The sequence below is a fragment of the Rhizobium freirei PRF 81 genome, from assembly GCF_000359745.1.
GTDB lineage: Bacteria > Pseudomonadota > Alphaproteobacteria > Rhizobiales > Rhizobiaceae > Rhizobium > Rhizobium freirei.
On sequence record NZ_AQHN01000006.1, the window covers coordinates 17,530 to 35,256 of the forward strand.

Here is a 17,727-nt window from a genome sequence, read left to right on the forward strand (position 1 = left end):
TTTTCCTTTTCGGCTGCCCTGCCGCCGCCTGTCATCGATCTGCAAAGAATCGTGCGCCCGGCCCGTTGCACTTCCAGGCAACTGCGGTTATAAGCGCGCGTCCGAACTGACCGGCAGGGCATGCCGTGGCAGTTCAGAATGCTGGCGGGGCGGTTCGTCACCGGATCCGCCGTTCAACAACAAACGCTCCGGCACCTTTTGCAGCCCGGCCTGTCCGGACCTGTAGGAAGGGCTTTTTAGAAAAGCACGCCAGGAAGCATCGAAGGAGTAGCAAAATGCCCAAGATGAAGACGAAGTCCTCTGCCAAGAAGCGGTTCAAGATCACCGCGACCGGCAAGGTCAAGGCCGCCGCTGCTGGCAAGCGCCACGGCATGATCAAGCGTACCAACAAGTTCATTCGCGACGCCCGCGGCACCATGGTTCTCGCAGAACCGGATGGCCGTAAGGTTGTCAAGAACTACTTGCCGAACGGTCTCTAAGACTATTCGTAACGCTATAGACTAAGGAGATCATGAAATGGCACGCGTAAAAAGAGGCGTTACCGCCCACGCCAAGCACAAGAAGGTTCTGAAGGCAGCCAAGGGCTTCTATGGCCGCCGCAAGAACACCATCCGCACAGCCAAGGCCGCTGTCGATCGTTCCAAGCAGTACGCTTATCGCGACCGCAAGGTTAACAAGCGCAACTTCCGCGCCCTCTGGATCCAGCGTATCAACGCTGCCGTCCGCGAACACGGCCTGACCTACGGCCGCTTCATCGACGGCCTGACCAAGGCTGGCATCGAAGTTGACCGCAAGGTTCTTTCCGACATGGCGATCCATGAGTCGGAAGCTTTCGGTGCGCTCGTTGCTGCTTCGAAGAAGGCACTTGAGTACCTCAAGGAAGCCGGCACGAAGAACGAGTTCGAAGCAGCCGTTAACTAACGCTGCCTCGCACGTCTTTCGTAAATTCATTATGAAACCCGCGCTGGCGAAACCGGCGCGGGTTTTGTGTTTTGCAGCATATGCATTCCATCGTGTCAGGCTGTCTTGTCGGGCGAAACTCGAAAAACAGTCGCGCATCGGGCGAAAGATGCTAGAGCGTGATGCCGAAAAGTGTAGTCGGTTTTCGGACGACATCACGCTCTACTTCTTTGATTCTAGAGCGGATTCAGATTTTAGATCGAACAGATCTAAAATCATCCGCCTCTAGGGACCGCATTCTCGGCGTGTTTTTGTCATTTGCCAGGTTGATTGGCCGCTTGCACATGGATAGTGATCTGCAGCGCCTCATCGTTGCCACAAGCTGTCTGATGTGGGCGTTCATCCATTATTCCGCGGAATGAGCGGCGTTCCATGCCCGCCGCCCGCAAGGCAGGATCAGATGACGGAACTCGTAACACTCGAAACCCAACTCATGGCCGAGGTGGCCGCGGCAACCGACGAGCAGTCGATCGAAGCCGTAAGGGTCGCCGCGCTCGGCAAGAAGGGCTCGGTTTCGGAACTGCTGAAGACGCTGGGCGCGATGTCGCCGGAAGAGCGGCAGACACGCGGCGCGGCGATCAACGCTCTCAAGAATTCCGTCACCGACGCGATCAATGCCCGTAAGGGCGCGCTGCGCGATGCCGCGATCGATGCGAAGCTGAAGGCAGAGACCGTTGATGTCAGCCTGCCGGTCCGCTCTTCGCCGGCCGAACGCGGCCGCATCCATCCCATTAGCCAGATCGTCGACGAAATCACCGCCATCTTCGGCGACATGGGCTTCTCGATCGCCGAAGGTCCCGATGTCGAGACCGACTATTATAACTTCACGGCGCTGAACTTCCCGGAAGGGCACCCGGCGCGCGAGATGCACGACACCTTCTTCTTCCAGCCGGACGAAAAGGGTGAGCGCAAGGTGCTGCGCACGCACACCTCGCCGGTGCAGGTGCGCACCATGGAAGCGCAAAAGCCGCCGATCCGCATCATCATTCCCGGCAAGACCTACCGTCAGGATAGCGACGCCACGCATTCGCCGATGTTCCATCAGGTCGAAGGCCTCGTCATCGACAAGACGGCCAATGTCGGCAACATCCGCTGGGTGCTGGAAGAATTCTGCAAGACCTTCTTCGAGGTCGACAATGTGACGATGCGCTTCCGCCCGTCGTTCTTCCCGTTCACGGAACCGTCCTTCGAGGTCGATATCCAGTGCGACCGCTCCGGCCCGATCGTCAAGTTCGGCGAGGGCACCGACTGGATGGAAATCCTCGGCTGCGGCATGGTGCATCCGAATGTGCTGCGCCACGGCGGCCTCGATCCGGACGAATATCAGGGCTTTGCCTGGGGCATGGGCCTCGACCGCATTGCCATGCTGAAATACGGCATGCCCGACCTGCGCGACTTCTTCAACGCCGATGTCCGCTGGATGAACCACTATGGCTTCCGCCCGCTCGATATGCCGACCCTGTTCGGCGGTCTGAGCGCGTAAGGAAGGGATAAAGCACATGAAATTCACACTCTCCTGGCTGAAAGAGCACCTGCAAACCGACGCCACGCTCGACGAGATCTGCGCACGCCTGACGATGATCGGGCTGGAAGTGGAAGAGGTCGACGACAAGGCCGCGTTCAAGCCCTTCGTCATCGCCAAGGTTCTCTCGGCCGAAAAGCATCCGCAGGCCGATCGCCTGAAGGTGCTGATGGTCGACACCGGCAGCGGCGCGCCCGTTCAGGTCGTCTGCGGCGCGCCGAATGCCCGCGCCGGCCTCGTCGGCGCCTTCGCGGCGCCCGGCACCTATGTTCCCGGCATCGACGTGACGCTTGCCATCGGCAACATCCGCGGCGTCGAGAGCCGCGGCATGATGTGCTCGGAAAAGGAGCTGGAAATCTCCGACAGCCATGACGGCATCATCGACTTGCCTGAAGATGCGCCTGTCGGCACGAGCTTTGCCGCCTATGCCGGCCTCGACGATCCGATGATCGAGATCAACCTGACGCCGAACCGCCCGGACTGCACCGGCGTCTACGGCATCGCCCGCGATCTTGCCGCATCCGGCCTCGGCACGTTGAAGCCGCGCCTGACGCCAACCTTCGCTGTCGACGGTGATACGCCGACCGGGCTGAAGATCGAGCTGGATGACGAGCGGCTCTGCCCCGGCTTTGCGCTTCGCCTCGTGCGCGGCGTCAAGAACGGCCCGAGCCCGAAGTGGATGCAGCAGCGTCTGCTCGCCATCGGTCTGCGCCCGATCAGCGCGCTGGTCGACATCACCAACTACATGACCTTCGACCAGGGTCGGCCGATGCACGTCTTCGACGCCGCCAAGGTCAAGGGCAATCTGGTCGTGCGTCGCGCCAAGGACGGCGAAATCGTGCTGGCGCTGGACGAGCGCGAGTACAAGCTCAACCCGAGCAATGTCGTCATTTCCGATGACGATGGCGTCGAGTCGATCGGCGGCATCATGGGCGGCGAACACTCAGGCTGCGACGAGAACACCACGGATGTGCTGATCGAGTCCGCACTCTGGGATCCGATGAACATCGCCAAGAGCGGCCGCAGCCTCGGCATCATCACCGATGCGCGCTATCGTTTCGAGCGCGGCGCCGATCCGGAATATATGGTGCCCGGCCTCGAGCGCACCACGGAACTGGTGCTGGCTTGCTGCGGTGGCACGGCTGCCAAGGCCCGCGTCGAAGGCTACAAGGGCTATGACGCCAAGGTCGTCGATTTCCCGCTGTCGGAAGTCAAGCGCCTGACCGGCCTCGAAGTCTCGGCTGACGAAAGCAAATCCATCCTGACGAAGCTCGGCTTCTCGGTTTCCGGTTCGGGCGAGCGTATCTCGGTCGCCGTTCCCTCCTGGCGTCCGGATGTCGACGGCAAGGCCGATCTCGTCGAAGAGATCATGCGCATCCACGGCGTCGACAACATCAAGCCGCAGCCGCTTACCAGCCATGGCGCCGTCAACGGCAAGATCCTGACGACGCTGCAGATCCGCACGCGCACTGCCAAGCGTGCGCTTGCCTCGCGCGGCATGCTGGAAGCCGTCACCTGGTCCTTCATCTCCGAAGATCAGGCCAAGCTCTTCGGCGGCGGCTCCAACGCGCTGAAGCTCGCCAATCCGATCGCCGCCGACATGTCCGACATGCGTCCCTCGTTGCTGCCGGGCCTGCTGTCGGCCGTGCAACGCAATGCTGACAAGGGCTATGGCGATGTGGCGATCTTCGAAGTCTCCGGCACCTATGAAAACGACACGCCCGAAGGCCAGCGTCGCGTAGCCGGCGGCATCCGCCGTGGCACGGCAACGCTCACCGGCGCCGGCCGCATGTGGTCGAACGCCGCCAAGGGTGGCGGCAAGCCGGTCGACGTCTTTGACGCCAAGGCCGATGCGTTGGCGGTGCTCGAAGCCTGCGGCCTGCCGATGGGCAATATCCAGATCGAGCAGGGCGGTCCCGCCTGGTATCATCCCGGTCGTTCCGGCACCATCAAGATGGGTCCGAAGGTCGTGCTCGGCTATTTCGGCGAATTCCATCCGAAGACGCTGGAAGCGCTCGACGTGTCAGGCGCGCTCGCCGGCTTCGAAGTCTATGTCGATGCCATGCCCGAACCGAAGAAGAAGGCGACCCGCACCAAGCCGGCGCTGGAACTTTCTCCCTTCCAGGCCGTCAAGCGCGACTTCGCCTTCGTGGTCGACAAGTCGGTGGAAGCCGGCGCCATCGTCCGCGCCGCCGCCGGTGCCGACCGCAAGCTGGTAACCGGCGTCAACGTCTTCGACATTTTCGAGGGCGCATCGCTCGGCGAAGGCAAGAAGTCGATTGCGATCGAGGTACAGATCCAGCCGGCCGATCGCACGCTCACCGACGAGGATTTCGAGGCGCTGACGCAGAAGATCGTCGCCAACGTCACGAAGTCGACGGGCGGGATGTTGAGAGGGTAAGTCGTCTTATCGGCGGCATTTGCGCTTGCCGATGTTGCGAGACCCCCCTCTGTCACTATCGGGACATCTCCCCCATAAGGGGGGAGATCGTTGGGAGTTCGCCGCTTATCTGGGGCGAAACAATAAGCTGCAGTCTCTGCGGACTCGATATTTGCTTGGGGCGAGCGGGTTCCACGAGTTACCAATCTCCCCCCTTGTGGGGGAGATGTCCCGATAGGGACAGAGGGGGGTATCAGACCCTCGGCACGCACAATTGTCGGTTTCGTGATAGGCATCATCTACCGATGCAGATGATAGACCTTGTTGACGATGCTCCATCGTCCTCCGATCTTCACCAATGACAGATAATCTGAAAACTTCATGCCGGCGAATTCGTCGACGACCTTGACGCAGGCGGCATCGCCTTCGATGTCGATCAGTTCGATCTCCATGAAGGGTATTGTGCCGGGCGGGGCGCTGCCTTCCTCCACGATCGCGGTGATGAATTCATCCCGCGTCATCCATTCGACCGCGCCCTGATAATTACCGATGATATCAGCTCGCGGATGCAGTGCCTTGCGCAATGCCGGCTCATTCGCGAATGCCATACCATCGACATAGAGGTGAACAACCGCGCGGATTGCCTGCTCTTCCGACATCTCGCCATTCCTCGTTTGAGTTATGTCTAAGATAACATAGACGATACCGGCTGACAAAAATGCGACGGCGTGATCGCAATGATGTGACGGCTCTTACTCGACGAAAACCCGCACGCTGGCGGCGCGGCCGGCCGCATCGATGACGGTCAGCGTGGAATAGCCGGCGCCATCGGGCGTCCACTGGTTGGTGCGGCGGCGCGAAAGTTCCGGCAGCGGCTTGCCATTGGCCAGCCATCGGAATGGCGCCCGCCCGCCCTGCAGCTTCAGCGCCAGCGGCGCGATCTGATCGGCGCCGCTGCCTGCCCCGAGATCGACGCGCGCGCCTTCGGGCGGATAGACGATCTGCGGCGCCGGCTCGCGGCTCGACGCGGCCAGCAGCCCGGCGGCGGTCACGGAGAAGCGGCGCTGGCTGATGGGCAGCTCGGTTGCGGCGATGCGCACCGCGCCCATGGGAGGCGGAGGGAAGGAGGTAATGGCGACGCCCGATTTGGCGAAGGCTTCGAACAGGATGGGTGCCGCCGAAATATAGCCCGCCAGCCCCGGCACGGCGCCGTTATCCGGCCGACCGACCCAGACGCCAAGCACATGCGCGCCGTCATAGCCGATCGACCACGCGTCGCGATTGCCGTAGCTGGTGCCGGTCTTGTAGGCGATGCCGAGCTGCTTGCTGCCGCGCGGCGCGATGATGTCGGAGAGAATGTCGGTGATGTTCCAGACCGCGACCGGCTCCATCAGCGGCTCGCCTTCGATCGGCCCCGGCTCGTCCTGAACGCCGTCGCCGATCCGCATCGCCTTGCCGCGATTGGCAAGCCCGGCATAGAGCTGCACGAGGTCCTTGAGGGTGACGCCGACGCCACCAAGGCCGATGGCGAGGCCCGGCGCTTCGTTCGGCGGCAGCTTCGGCTTCACCTCGGCGCGGCGGAAGCGCACCAGCAGCCTCGTCGGCCCGACAGCGTCCAGCAGGCGCACGGCCGGTACGTTGAGCGACAGCTGCAGTGCCTGGCGCACGGTCACATCGCCCTGGTAGCTCATATCGAAATTGCGCGGACGATAGCCGTAGAAATCGGCGGGGCGATCCTCGATGATCGTTTCCTGCGCGACATAGCCCTGCTCGAAAGCCAGCCCATAGATGAAAGGCTTCAGCGTCGAGCCGGGCGAGCGCAGCACACGAGTCATGTCGACCCAGCCCGAGCGGCTGGAATCGAAATAATTGGCCGAGCCGACCTCGCCGATGATCTCGCCGGTCCTGGCATCGGCCATGATCATGGCCACCGACACTTTCGGCCCGAGCCGCTTTGCAGCCGCATCGGCGACTGCTTCCAGCCCCTGCTGCACATTGCGCCGCAGAGTGGTTCGATGCTGGATGACGCCGGGCTGTTTCTTGAGAGCCAGTTCGGCAAGATGCGCTGCAAAAGCCGGCAGTTGCCGCCGGTCGGCCGGGATGGGCGTCAGGGCGGCCCGCTCCGCTTCCCCCTCGCCAATGATGGTGGCCACGGCGGCGCGCTCGAGCACGCGATGGCGGGCAGCCTGCGCGGTTGCAAGGTTTCTGTCCGGCCGGCGTTTTTCCGGCAACTGCGGTAGAGCGACGAGAAGGGCCGATTGCGCCACACTCAGATGGCGTGGCTCCTTGCCGAAGTAAGCAAGGCTTGCCGCGCGCACGCCCTCCAGATTGCCGCCATAGGGCGCGTGTGTCAGGTAGAGATCTAGGATCTGTTCCTTGCTGAGCCGGCGCTCGATCTGGATAGCACGGACAATCTGCAAGAGCTTTGCCGTTACCGACCGCTCGCTGCGCGGCTCGATCAGGCGCGCCACCTGCATGGAGAGCGTCGAACCGCCCGAGACGATGCGGCCATGCGTCACGAGCTGCACGAAGGCGCGGCCGATCGCTATCGGATCGACGCCGTGGTGATCGTAGAAGCGCCGGTCCTCATAGGCGACCAGCATGCGCAGATATTGCGGATCGACATCGGCAACGTCTGTCTTCAGCCGCCAGCGCCCCTCCGGCGTGGCGAAGGCGCGCAAGAGATCGCCATTGGCATCGAGCACCTCGGCCGAGACGATGCGGGCATTGTCCAGTGGCGGCGGAAAGGCTCGGTCCGCAGCCATCAGGCCGAAGACCAGAGCCACCGCCGTCAAGGCAGTGGCTCCAACACCAATCGCAATCTTCCATCGTGCCTTCATCGCTGCACTTACTGCTGGGCGGCCAGCACCTCCATGCGGCCCATCGCCGTGCGGGCCGAGAACTGCGGACGATACATGTCCTCGACGCTTGCGGCCGGATGGTCGTAGACGCCCGGTGTCACGGCGCGCACGACATAGGCGAAGCTCAGGTCGCGGTTCGCGCCGTCGGTCTGGTCGAAGGCGGCGACGAAGCGATCGTAGCGGAATTCGACATGGGCGGGCTGCACGTCGCTCAGCCAGTCGAAATTCGACAGCTGGGCGCTGCTGACGATGCTCGGATTGTCGATTTCGAAGCCGGCCGGCAGCAGATCGGTCACCAGAAGGCGCTGCTGCCAGTCATTGTTGCCGATGACGTGCAGCACGACGACATAGCGCTCGTTCTGCTGCGCCTGGCTGACATTCGCCTCTTCGCCATCGAGCGTGTAGTACTTGCGCTCGATCTTGAAGCCGTTGCCGCCGGCCGGCAGTGGCGCAGCCGGAGCGGCGACCGTGGTGACGGCCGCAGACAGCGGCTGGCGCGTCGTGTTGGTGATGGTCAACGGATGGCCCATCAGGGCATCGCCCGACATTTGTGCCATGTAGGTGCCGGTATGGGCAGCACCGTTGACGTCGAGCGTCAGGCCGTCATCGCCGTTCTGCAGGGCGCGGGCGGCAAGCAGCATCCAGGTCTGTTCCTGGGTGCTGGTATATTTCCGGCTCTGCCAATCCTTGGCGACGACGCTGGCGAGATCAGGAATGATCGGCGGCACGGGACGGCTTTCGGCGGCAAGCGCCAGCACGGCGGCGCCGTCGCGCAGCGACGAACCGTAGTCCGAGCGGGCGAAGCTGACCTTGGTGACAGCCGCCTTCTGCGACATCTGCAGGGCATCGACGAAGATGTTGCGCGAGCGCTGTGCATCCCCGTAGAGCGCCAGAGCCGCGGCCAGATGCGCCTTGGACAGCGGTGTCGGGAAGTCGTCCAGCATCGTGTCGGCATAGTAGCGCAGGTCGCTGATCGACGCCTTCTTGTTGCGTGCCAGCACGTAGAGCGCATAGGCGATCTCGTTGCCATTGTCCTTGACGTTGGTATTGGCGCTCAGCGCGTTCTGGAGGTTTTCCAGCGCCTGCACCATGGCCTGATCCGGCACATTGTACTTCTGCTCGCGTGCACGGGTCAGGAAGTCGGTCACATAGGCGTCGAGCCAGAGATCGCCCGAGCCCGGGCCCCAGAGACCGAAGCTGCCGGTCGAGGATTGGTAGGACATTTCGCGATAGATGGCGTCCTGCACGCGCTTGCGGATTTCGGTATCGTCCGCAAGGCCGTTCTTGATCGCCATGTCGCTGAAATAGAGCAGCGGCAGCGCGCTGCTCGCCGTCTGTTCGGCGCAGCCATAGGGATAGCGGCTGAGGCTCATCAGCAGCGCCGGCACGTCGAAGGCGCTGGAGCGGCTGACATTGACGCTGACCGAAGCGCCGGGCAGCACGCTGTCGGCGAGAAGTTCTGAATTGACGGTCAGGCTCTTGCCGGGCGCCAGCGCGATGAGACGCCGTTCGGTGAGCGGCAGCTGCGCCGGACGGACGGGGAGGTCGACCGACTGATCGAGCGACATGCCTGAAGCATTCGACAGCTTGATCGAAACCGTGCCGTCGCCGGGCTGACCGCCGGTGAGCGGCAGGGTGATGTTGTATTTGCCGCCGGCCTGCAGGTTGATCTTCTGCTGCGCGGCATTGGCATCCACGCTCACGGCACTGTTGCCCGTGACCGCGAGCGTGTACTCGCCGGCGGGTGAGTCGGTGTTGGCGACATCGAGCCGCAGGTTGGCCTTGTCTCCAGGTGCGAGGAATTTCGGCAGGCTGGCGGTGACGACGACCGGATCGCGGATAATCGCGTCCTGCGTCGCATGTCCGACGCCGGCTTTCGACCAGGCCACGGCCATCAGCCGCGCCGTGCCGTTGAACTGCGGGATATCGAAGCTGACACTCGCCTTGCCGCTGGCATCCAGCTTGATCGGGCCGGAGAAGAAGGCGACGAGCTTTTCCTTCGGCGGGCTTGCCTGCAATGCCGCCTGTCCGCCGTCGCCGCCGGTGCGCAGCTTGCCGGTCGCGCCGAGCGAGCCGTCGATGAGGCGACCGTAGATATCGCGGATTTCAAGGCCGAGCTGGCGCTGGCCGTAATACCACTCGTCCGGAGCCGGCGGCTGGTAGCGCGTCAGGTTGAGGATGCCGACATCGACGGCGGCAACCGTGACGTAAGCGTCTTCATTGGTGCCGGCGCCCGATACCTGCACGCCGATGGTCAACGGTTGACGCGGCAAGGTCTTCTGCGGCGCGTCGAGCTTGATCTGCAGCTTGCGCTCGCCCGGATCGACCAGCGCCCATTTGATGCCGATGGCGCGCATCGGCATGCGGCTTTCCTGCGCTTCGCCGGGGCGGAAGAGGGTGGCGGTCAGATAGGTGCCGGCGCCCCAATCGGCTGTGACCGGGATATCGACCTCGCCGCCCGTGGCGCCGATATCGGCACTGGTGACCGAAATCAGTGTCTCGGAGCCTGCCGTCACCATCAGCTGGCCGGCATAGCGCGAGGTCACTTTCAGCTTGGCGGTGTCGCCGACATGGTAGCTTGCCTTGTCGAGCGCGATCTCCAGCGCATCCGGCGTTTCCGTCGACGTGGAGGCGACATACCAGCCGGCATTGAATTCGATGCTCGATTCCGGACCGTTGGCATCGGCGGTGGAAACTTCCAGCCGGTAGCGACCCCAGGTGACGGGCATGGAAATTGCCGCGCCGTCCGTCGTGGCGTTCACCGTGCCGACCGCCACCTGCTTGGTGGACATGATCGGCTCGTATTTCCAGCTATTGCCGTCGCGATACCATTGATAATTGCGCTCGACGCTCAGCAGCTTCCAGGTCAGGCCCTGCATGGCCTGCTTCTGACCGTTGGCATCGACAGCGATGACGTGGAAGTTGCCGATGGCATTCTCGCCGAGATCGCCGTCGAATTCCGGTTTGATGCCGATGCGCGGCCCATCCGCCTTGACGGGCAGCGTCAGTGAACGCTCGACGGCGCGGCCGCCGGCTTCCTGCATGCGCACGGTGATGTTGGCGTTCAGGAGCTGCGTGGTCGAAGGCGTATCGTTGATGGTGACGTTGAAGGTGGTCTTGCCGTTTTCGTCCAGCGCCTGCAGGTCTTCGAGCGGCACCTGCGTGCTCTCGGCCTTGCTGTCGCCGCTGCTGTCGTCGTCGTCATTGTTTGCATTTGCCTTGCCGGCGCCTTCGTCGGCGAGACCGAACAGATAGCCCTTGTAGGTGTCGCTCTGGCGCGTCGGCTTCAGCGTCACTTCGCCTTCGAGGTTGAGGCCGGCCGCCGGAGCGCCATAGAGATAGCGCCCATCGACATTGACAGGCGTCGGCTGGCCGACTTCGATTTCCTTGGCATCGCTCTTCATGTCGAATTCGATGCGATCCGGCACGAAGTCGTCGACGATGAAGGTCTGCGAGCCGATGGAGGAGCCCTTCGGATCGGTATAGATATTCATCGTCCAGGTGCCGCGCATCGAAGTCTGCTGCAGCGGCAGGTCGACATTATAGCCGCCGAGCTTGCCGCCGTCGGTGACGATGCGGCGGTCCTCGACGCCATCGGGGCGCAGGAAGACGAAGGTGAGCGGCAGCTTTTCGACCGCCGTCGAGCTGACGTCGCGGGCAAGAGCCGAGGCATGCACCGTTTCGCCGGCGCGGTAGATGCCGCGTTCCGTCCAGGTCAGAAGGTCGATGGCGCCGGGCGCGGTTCTGCCGGCAACGCCGCGGTCGGAAAGATCGAAGCCGGCGCGGGTCATGTCGAGGAAGACGTAATCCTGATCGCCGTTCTGGGCGGTGATGACGGCCGGCGTCATGCCCGCCGTGCCGCGCATCAGGCCAGCGCTGAAGGTGGCGCGGCCCTTGTCATCGGTCTTTGCGGTGCCGAGGATTTCATTGTTCTTGGCAAGCAGCTGCAGCTGCACGCCTGCAAGCGGCTTGGCGCTGCCGAGCGAGCGGGCGAAGACATTCAGCCCGTCGGTGCCGGCATAGGTGGTGACGCCGATGTCGGAAACCACGAACCATTGCGTTGCCTGCGGATCCCATTCGTGGCCGCTGTTGGGCGCAACCGCCGTCAGCACATAGACGCCGGGCTTGCGCTTCGGCAGCGCCTCGTCGACCGGGAAGCTGGTCGCGACATCCTTGTTGAGCTCCTGCTTGATTTCGATGGAGCCCTGCCAGACCAGTTCGCCATTGGTGTCCTGGATGGTCTGGGCGCTGTAGTTGTCCATCTGCGTCAGGAACTGCGAGCCGTTGAGCAGCTGCGCGATGTTGCGGTCGCCGACGCGATAGAGCTTGAGATTGGCCGTCGTGGCATTGACGGAAACGATCGGAATGCCGCGCCGTGCCGTCGAAGGCAGTACGAAATTGTCGCCGGTGAAGCGCAGCGAAGCCGTGCGATCCTTGACGTAGACGTCGACATTAACCTGGGAGGCAAGGTTTTCATCCACGGAGGAGGGCAGGCCGGCGCGCAGCGAAATGCGGTAGTGCTGGCCGAATTCCAGGCCCTCGACGCAGATCTGGTTGCCCTTGGCGTCGACGCCCTTGGGTGCGGCGCCGTTGAGGGTGACGAAAGGCGTGTAGTCGACGCCGCTCTTCACCAGCTTTTCGGAGAACTGCACGCAGGCGCGTGGCGAAGCGTTGTCGTTGTCGAGCGTGTTGCCGGTGACGCGGAAGCCCTGGCGAGCCAGGAGATCGTTGTAGGCTGCCTGGACAGCGGCGGAGCTGACGAGATTGAGGCTCGCCTTGTAGGCGCTGAGCGCCGGACGATAGTTCTGCGCGTTCTTGAGCGCCTCGGCGAGAACGGCGAGGGCATCGGCGCGGCTGCTCGTCATGCGGGTGAGCTGGTAGCCGTTGAGCGCCGCATAAGCCGCCCTGGTGGCGAGGGACGTGTCATTCGTAACGGTATTGGCGGCGCGCGCCATTTCGACCCACAGGTCGCCGTTGTCGGGGCTGAGCGAAAGTGCGCCCTGGAATGCGTTGAGGGCATTGTTGACGTTGCCGGAGGTCAGCTCGATGCGGCCGAGCGCGATCAGGCTTTCGACGCCTTGACCTTTCAACTCGCTGCCGAGCGTCAGCGTGCTTTTGGCATCGCGCGCGCTTTTGACGAAATCGTCCGACAGGAAGGGAAGGGCGGGGGCAGCGCCGATATCCGGTTCCGTGACCGCAGCCGTCTCGACGATCTTGCCGGCGATCGCGCCAGGGAAGTTGTTGAGCTGGTTGAAATCGGACTTCATGAAGCACCATTTCACCTTGGGATTGTAGGTGAAGGCCTTGCAGGACTTGTCGCCGATGCAGGACGCGGAGCATTGGTCCAGTGTCACATTCTGCTCGGTGCGCAGATCGAAGCCGAAGTAATCGCCATCCTTCGTGGTGACCACCTGGCGCTTGACGTCAGCCGCGGCCGAAGGGCTCAGAGATGCGAAAGTGGCGAGAAGAAAAGCAGAGAAGCCGATAAACGCGCGCTTAGACATAAGTCCTCCCAACGCTGCCCCGTTTTTGATGGCGGCAATCTTCAAATTTCGGGATCGTTTGTCAACCGAGCGTGGAGAGATGGTAAAGATTTACGCCTATGACGATCTTTCTAGGAGCTTGAAAGAACCTGCAAATCAACGATCCGCATATTCCGCTACCCCTTGGGAGCACTTCACTTTTCTTTTCAGTCCCAAAATGACACCGGCCTTGATGGTCGGTGTCTTCGTTCAGCCGATGGCAGTGCCGCAATTGTCATATATTCGTCATGGCGAGGGAGGTATCGCTATACCGCTTGCCGGCGACGTTCTCGGGCGTGATGATGTCGCTAAGTTCCTTCACTTCCTGCGGCGAAAGCACGATAGCGGCAGCTGCCGCATTCTGCTCGAGATGATGCAGCTTGCGGGCGCCGGGGATGGGCACGATGTCGTCTCCCTGATGCAGCACCCATGCGAGCGCCAGTTGTGCCGCCGTGACGCACTTTTCCTCGGCAAGTGATTGCAACCTGGCGACCAGAGCCGCGTTGGCATCGAAGTTCTCGCTCTGGAAGCGTGGCAGCGACCGGCGGAAATCGTCGGTGGCAAGATCGTCGGTCTTTTGGATCGCACCCGTCAGGAAGCCGCGGCCGAGCGGGCTATAGGGCACGAAACCGATGCCGAGTTCGCGACACGTGGCAAGCACGTCCTCCTCCGGATCGCGGCTCCAGAGCGAATATTCGCTCTGCACGGCAGCGATCGGATGCACCGCGTGGGCACGGCGGATGGTTGAGGAGCCGGCTTCGGAGAGGCCGAGCGCCCGCACCTTTCCCTCTCTCACCAGCTCCGCCATGGCGCCGACCGTGTCTTCGATCGGCACGTTCGGATCGACGCGATGCTGGTAGAAGAGGTCGATGACATTGGTGCCGAGCCGTTTCAGGGAGGCTTCGGCGACTTGCCTGACATGTTCGGGCCGGCTATCGACGCCGACCATGGCGGCCGGCCCGCTTTTCGTGTGATCGAGCTTGAAGCCGAATTTGGTGGCGATGACCACGCGGTCACGAACCGGCTTCAGCGTGCGGCCGAGCAGCTCCTCGTTGGTGAAAGGGCCATAGACTTCAGCGGTGTCGAAGAAGGTGACGCCGAGATCGACGGCGCGACGGAGCGTCTCGACGGATTCGGCCTCGTCGGCCGAGCCATAAGCGAAGCTCATGCCCATGCAGCCGAGTCCAACGGCGGAAACGGTGAGATCCTTACCAAGCCTGCGGGTTTTCATGGTCTATTCCTCTTGAGCCTTATGGGAGCGGCGGGGGCTTATGTCCGCTGCCTACGAGCTCAAGTTAGGGTTCCGCATAATGAATGAAAATCCATGCAAATCCTTACAGGCTGTTCTATAATATAGATCAATGAACAGGACACAGCTCTCCCAACTCGCCGTTTTTGCCGCCGTCGCCGCCCATCGCAGCTTCCGCGCTGCCGGTAAGGAACTGGCGATCGCCCCGTCTGCAGTGAGCCATGCCGTTTCCAGCCTTGAAGAAAGCCTTGGCGTGCGGCTGCTTGCCCGCACGACGCGCAGCGTGCTCCCGACCGAGGAAGGGCAGGCGCTGCTCCAGCGGCTTGCGCCGGCTCTGGAGGAAATCGATATCGCACTGGAGGATACGCTCGCGACCCGTGGCCGCCCCGCCGGTACGCTGCGCATCACCGCCCCGCGCTTTGCTTCGGATCTCCTGATGGCGCCGCGGCTTGGCGATTTCCTCAATACCTACCCGGACATCACGCTGGAGATCGCCAACGAGGATGGCTTCAGCAATATCGTCAAGGAAGGCTACGATGCCGGCATCCGGCTGGCGGAGAGCATCGAAGGCGACATGATCGCGGTGAAAATCTCGCCTGACATCCGCACCGTCATTGCCGGCTCCCCGGCCTATTTCGAGAAGCATCCGAAGCCGCTGCATCCCCGCGATCTCGTCCATCATCGCTGCATCAAGCGGCGGTTCACCGATGGCTCGCTCTATCGCTGGGAGTTCGAGAAGGATGGCCGCGAGCTGGTCGTTGCCATCGATGGGCCTCTGATCGTCATCGAGGATCGGCTTGGGGTTCTGGCCGCCGTCAATGGCGCCGGCCTTGCCTATCTGTTCGATATTCGCGTGCAGCAGGAGCTGGCCGAGGGCAAGCTCATCCGCGTGCTCGAGGATTGGTGTCCACCCTATCCGGGCTTCTGCATCTACTATCCGAGCCGCCGCCAGATGCGCCCGGCGCTCAGAGCCTTCATCGATTTCTTCAAATATACAGGGCTTTAGAGCGATTTCAGGAAAAGTGTGCAGCGGTTTTCCGTCCGAAATCGCGTAAACAAAGCAATTTGCGACTGCTGACAGAAATCGGGTTGTGGCGATGCCATAACTCGTCTCGACTGTCGGATAGTTTCAGGAAGGGGATTGCAGCAATGAAAAAACCGGGGTCGATGAAGGGGCTTGAGGATCTCGGCCGTGTCAGACTTTCAAAGAATTTCTTCTTCCGCGATTTCCTGCATTCGGAAATATCAGATTTCCATCGCATCCCCAATATTCCGGAGGATCCCGATCTGGCGATCGAAACGGGCCGCAGGCTTTGCGAGGAATTGCTGGAGCCGCTGGAGGCGACCTTTGGCCGGCTACATATCCGCTCTGGCTACCGCTCGCCCGAGGTCAACGCTTTCGGCAACAAGAATGGGCTGAACTGCTCGACCAATCCTCACACTGCCGCGCACCACATCTGGGATATGCGCGATCTCGATGGCTGCATGGGCGCGGCCGTCTGCATCGTCGTACCCTGGCTGATTGACCACAATAGCCATGAGGGCGATTGGCAGAAGCTCGCCTGGTGGATTCACGATCATCTGCCCTATGCATCGCTCTGCTTCTTCCCGAAGCTATGGGCTTTCAACATCCAGTGGCACGAGCGGCCGATGCGGACTATCCAGAGTTACGTCAACCCGCGCGGTATGCTGACCAAACCGGGCATGGCTAATTGGGAAGGCGATCATTCCGCTTACTACGAGGGCTTTCCCAAACTCAGAAATTGATGCGGTAGCGGATATGCCCGTCGCTCTCGACATAGGTGTCGTAGAGCTCGCGGGCCGTCGCGTTGGTTTCTTCCGTATGCCAGTAGAGGCGGCCCCAGCCGTTCTTCTTGCAGAGCGTGACGAGATCGTCCAGAAGCGCCCGGCCGACGCCGTGGCCCCTGGCGCTTTCATCGACGAACAGGTCTTCCAGATAACAGTCGGGAGCGAGCGTCCATGTGCCCTCATGTGTAATGCAAAGGGTAAAACCCTTCACCTCGCCGTCGGCCTCGGCCACGCGCATGAAGATAGCCGACGCCGGATCGAAGACCCGGCGCCAGGTCGCATCGGTGATCTCGGGCGCGATGGTGACGCGGTAGAAGGCGAGGTAGCCCTCCCACAGAGTACGCCAGCGGACTTCGTCTTCAGGTCTGGCGTCTCGGATCGTGACGGTCATCGGGGGCTGTCTCTCTTATTCGCCGGCTGCATCGAGCAGGCGCATGGCATCGTCGGAAAGCGAAAGCTTCGCCGAATTGATTAGCGCGTCGAGCTGGCTGAGGCTAGTTGCGCTGGCGATCGGAGCCGTGACGCCGCGCTTGCGCAGCAGCCATGCAAGCGCGATCTCGGCGGGCTTCGCGCCGGTTTCGGCCGAGACCTTGTCGAGTGCGGCAAGGATGCGCAGGCCCTTGTCGTCGAGATAGGCTGAAACCCGGCCCTCGCGCGCCCGTCCCTCGGTATCTGCCTTGCTGCGGTACTTGCCGGTCAGGAAGCCGGCGGCGAGGCTGAAATAGGTGATGACGCCGATCTCTTGGCTGACGCAGAGGTCTGCCAGCGCTCCCTCGAAGCTGTCGCGGGCATAAAGGTTATATTCCGGCTGCAGCACGTCGTAGCGTGGCAGGCCGGCCTTGGCGGCGGCATCGAGCGAAGCCTGGAGCTGCGTCGCATCGAGGTTCGAGCAGCCGACATGGCGGATCTTGCCCTGCTCCTTCAGCTTGGCATAAGCGGCAAGCGATTCCTCGTGTGGCGTTTCCGGGTCCGGCCAGTGCGACAGATAAAGGTCGATGTGATCGGTCTGCAGCCGCTTCAGCGAGGCTTCCGCCGCCTCGATGATATAATCGGCCTTGAGCCCCTTCTTGCCCGGACCCATCTCCGATCCGACCTTGGTGATGATGATGGCCTTGTCGCGCGAAACGCGGCCCTGCTTCAGCCATTTGCCGATGATCTCCTCGGAATCGCCGCCCTTGTTGCCGGGAACCCAGCTGGAATAGACATCGGCCGTGTCGATGGTGTTGAAGCCCGCGTCGAAGAAGGCGTCGAGCAGTGCGTAGGAGGTTTTCTCGTCGGCCGTCCAGCCGAAGACGTTGCCGCCGAAAACAATGGGGGCGACAAACAGATCGGTTCGTCCAAGCTTGCGCATGTCCATGATGTTTCTCCAGATCACTTGAGGGGCGTACCGGCGAACAGGCGCCGGAAGGGAGGGACAAGGCAAG

The 17,727-nt window shown here is 62.3% G+C and carries 12 protein-coding genes; 6 read left to right on the forward strand and 6 right to left on the reverse strand.

The features are described 5' to 3' along the window. The first annotated feature begins 275 nt into the window (after positions 1-275). The 4 genes from rpmI (at position 276) to pheT (ending at position 4,883) form a co-directional block, all read left to right on the forward strand. Complete coding sequence (gene rpmI, locus RHSP_RS02200) at positions 276-479, forward strand: 50S ribosomal protein L35 (protein ID WP_004108077.1); 204 nt, start codon at positions 276-278, stop codon at positions 477-479. Between the two features lie 37 nt (positions 480-516). Next, on the forward strand, positions 517-921 hold the full coding sequence (gene rplT / locus RHSP_RS02205) for a 50S ribosomal protein L20 (RefSeq protein WP_004108079.1): 405 nt from the start codon (positions 517-519) through the stop codon (positions 919-921). 439 nt (positions 922-1,360) lie between these two features. Then, on the forward strand, positions 1,361-2,443 hold the full coding sequence (gene pheS, locus RHSP_RS02210) for a phenylalanine--tRNA ligase subunit alpha (RefSeq protein ID WP_004108082.1): 1,083 nt from the start codon (positions 1,361-1,363) through the stop codon (positions 2,441-2,443). Between the two features lie 16 nt (positions 2,444-2,459). Continuing rightward, the gene (pheT, locus tag RHSP_RS02215; protein ID WP_004108085.1) at positions 2,460-4,883 is read left to right on the forward strand and encodes a phenylalanine--tRNA ligase subunit beta; all 2,424 of its coding nucleotides are present in this window, start codon (positions 2,460-2,462) and stop codon (positions 4,881-4,883) included. Positions 4,884-5,161: 278 nt separating this feature from the next. Here pheT and RHSP_RS02220 read toward each other — a convergent pair whose 3' ends face one another. From RHSP_RS02220 to RHSP_RS02235, 4 genes are all read right to left on the reverse strand, one after another. Further along, positions 5,162-5,521, reverse strand: a complete 360-nt coding sequence (locus RHSP_RS02220; protein WP_004108088.1) for a nuclear transport factor 2 family protein — start codon at positions 5,519-5,521, stop codon at positions 5,162-5,164. Positions 5,522-5,614: 93 nt separating this feature from the next. After that, positions 5,615-7,702, reverse strand: coding sequence for a penicillin-binding protein 1C (gene pbpC / locus RHSP_RS02225; RefSeq protein ID WP_004108090.1), 2,088 nt, complete (start codon positions 7,700-7,702; stop codon positions 5,615-5,617). Positions 7,703-7,710: 8 nt separating this feature from the next. Continuing rightward, entirely contained in the window at positions 7,711-13,227 is a 5,517-nt protein-coding gene (locus RHSP_RS02230; RefSeq protein ID WP_004108092.1) for an alpha-2-macroglobulin family protein, read from the reverse strand. 253 nt (positions 13,228-13,480) lie between these two features. Continuing rightward, the gene (locus RHSP_RS02235; protein ID WP_004108094.1) at positions 13,481-14,476 is read right to left on the reverse strand and encodes an aldo/keto reductase; all 996 of its coding nucleotides are present in this window, start codon (positions 14,474-14,476) and stop codon (positions 13,481-13,483) included. Between the two features lie 130 nt (positions 14,477-14,606). Between RHSP_RS02235 and RHSP_RS02240 the strand changes: the two genes are divergently transcribed. Next, a complete protein-coding gene (locus RHSP_RS02240) occupies positions 14,607-15,500 on the forward strand; it encodes a LysR family transcriptional regulator (RefSeq protein ID WP_004108096.1) in 894 nt (297 codons plus the stop codon). Positions 15,501-15,643: 143 nt separating this feature from the next. Continuing rightward, a complete protein-coding gene (locus RHSP_RS02245) occupies positions 15,644-16,261 on the forward strand; it encodes a hypothetical protein (protein WP_037149128.1) in 618 nt (205 codons plus the stop codon). Here RHSP_RS02245 and RHSP_RS02250 read toward each other — a convergent pair. Together RHSP_RS02250 and RHSP_RS02255 are read right to left on the reverse strand one after the other, a co-directional pair. Further along, complete coding sequence (locus RHSP_RS02250; protein ID WP_004108100.1) at positions 16,251-16,694, reverse strand: GNAT family N-acetyltransferase; 444 nt, start codon at positions 16,692-16,694, stop codon at positions 16,251-16,253. The two genes, RHSP_RS02245 and RHSP_RS02250, sit on opposite strands and share 11 nt — an antisense overlap. A 15-nt stretch (positions 16,695-16,709) precedes the next feature. After that, positions 16,710-17,660: an aldo/keto reductase gene (locus tag RHSP_RS02255; protein WP_004108102.1), complete on the reverse strand. Its 951-nt coding sequence runs from the start codon at positions 17,658-17,660 to the stop codon at positions 16,710-16,712. Between the last annotated feature and the right edge of the window lie 67 nt (positions 17,661-17,727).

What these genes read in the sequence shown, in the direction of transcription:
- RHSP_RS02235 (WP_004108094.1), bottom strand. Translation starts at nt 14,476, where the DNA reads ATGAAAACCCGCAGGCTTGGTAAGGATCTCACCGTTTCCGCCGTTGGA.
- RHSP_RS02250 (WP_004108100.1), bottom strand. Translation starts at nt 16,694, where the DNA reads ATGACCGTCACGATCCGAGACGCCAGACCTGAAGACGAAGTCCGCTGG.
- pbpC (WP_004108090.1), bottom strand. Translation starts at nt 7,702, where the DNA reads ATGAAGGCACGATGGAAGATTGCGATTGGTGTTGGAGCCACTGCCTTG.
- RHSP_RS02245 (WP_037149128.1), top strand. Translation starts at nt 15,644, where the DNA reads ATGAAAAAACCGGGGTCGATGAAGGGGCTTGAGGATCTCGGCCGTGTC.
- rplT (WP_004108079.1), top strand. Translation starts at nt 517, where the DNA reads ATGGCACGCGTAAAAAGAGGCGTTACCGCCCACGCCAAGCACAAGAAG.
- RHSP_RS02240 (WP_004108096.1), top strand. Translation starts at nt 14,607, where the DNA reads ATGAACAGGACACAGCTCTCCCAACTCGCCGTTTTTGCCGCCGTCGCC.
- rpmI (WP_004108077.1), top strand. Translation starts at nt 276, where the DNA reads ATGCCCAAGATGAAGACGAAGTCCTCTGCCAAGAAGCGGTTCAAGATC.
- RHSP_RS02255 (WP_004108102.1), bottom strand. Translation starts at nt 17,660, where the DNA reads ATGGACATGCGCAAGCTTGGACGAACCGATCTGTTTGTCGCCCCCATT.
- RHSP_RS02230 (WP_004108092.1), bottom strand. Translation starts at nt 13,227, where the DNA reads ATGTCTAAGCGCGCGTTTATCGGCTTCTCTGCTTTTCTTCTCGCCACT.
- RHSP_RS02220 (WP_004108088.1), bottom strand. Translation starts at nt 5,521, where the DNA reads ATGTCGGAAGAGCAGGCAATCCGCGCGGTTGTTCACCTCTATGTCGAT.
- pheS (WP_004108082.1), top strand. Translation starts at nt 1,361, where the DNA reads ATGACGGAACTCGTAACACTCGAAACCCAACTCATGGCCGAGGTGGCC.
- pheT (WP_004108085.1), top strand. Translation starts at nt 2,460, where the DNA reads ATGAAATTCACACTCTCCTGGCTGAAAGAGCACCTGCAAACCGACGCC.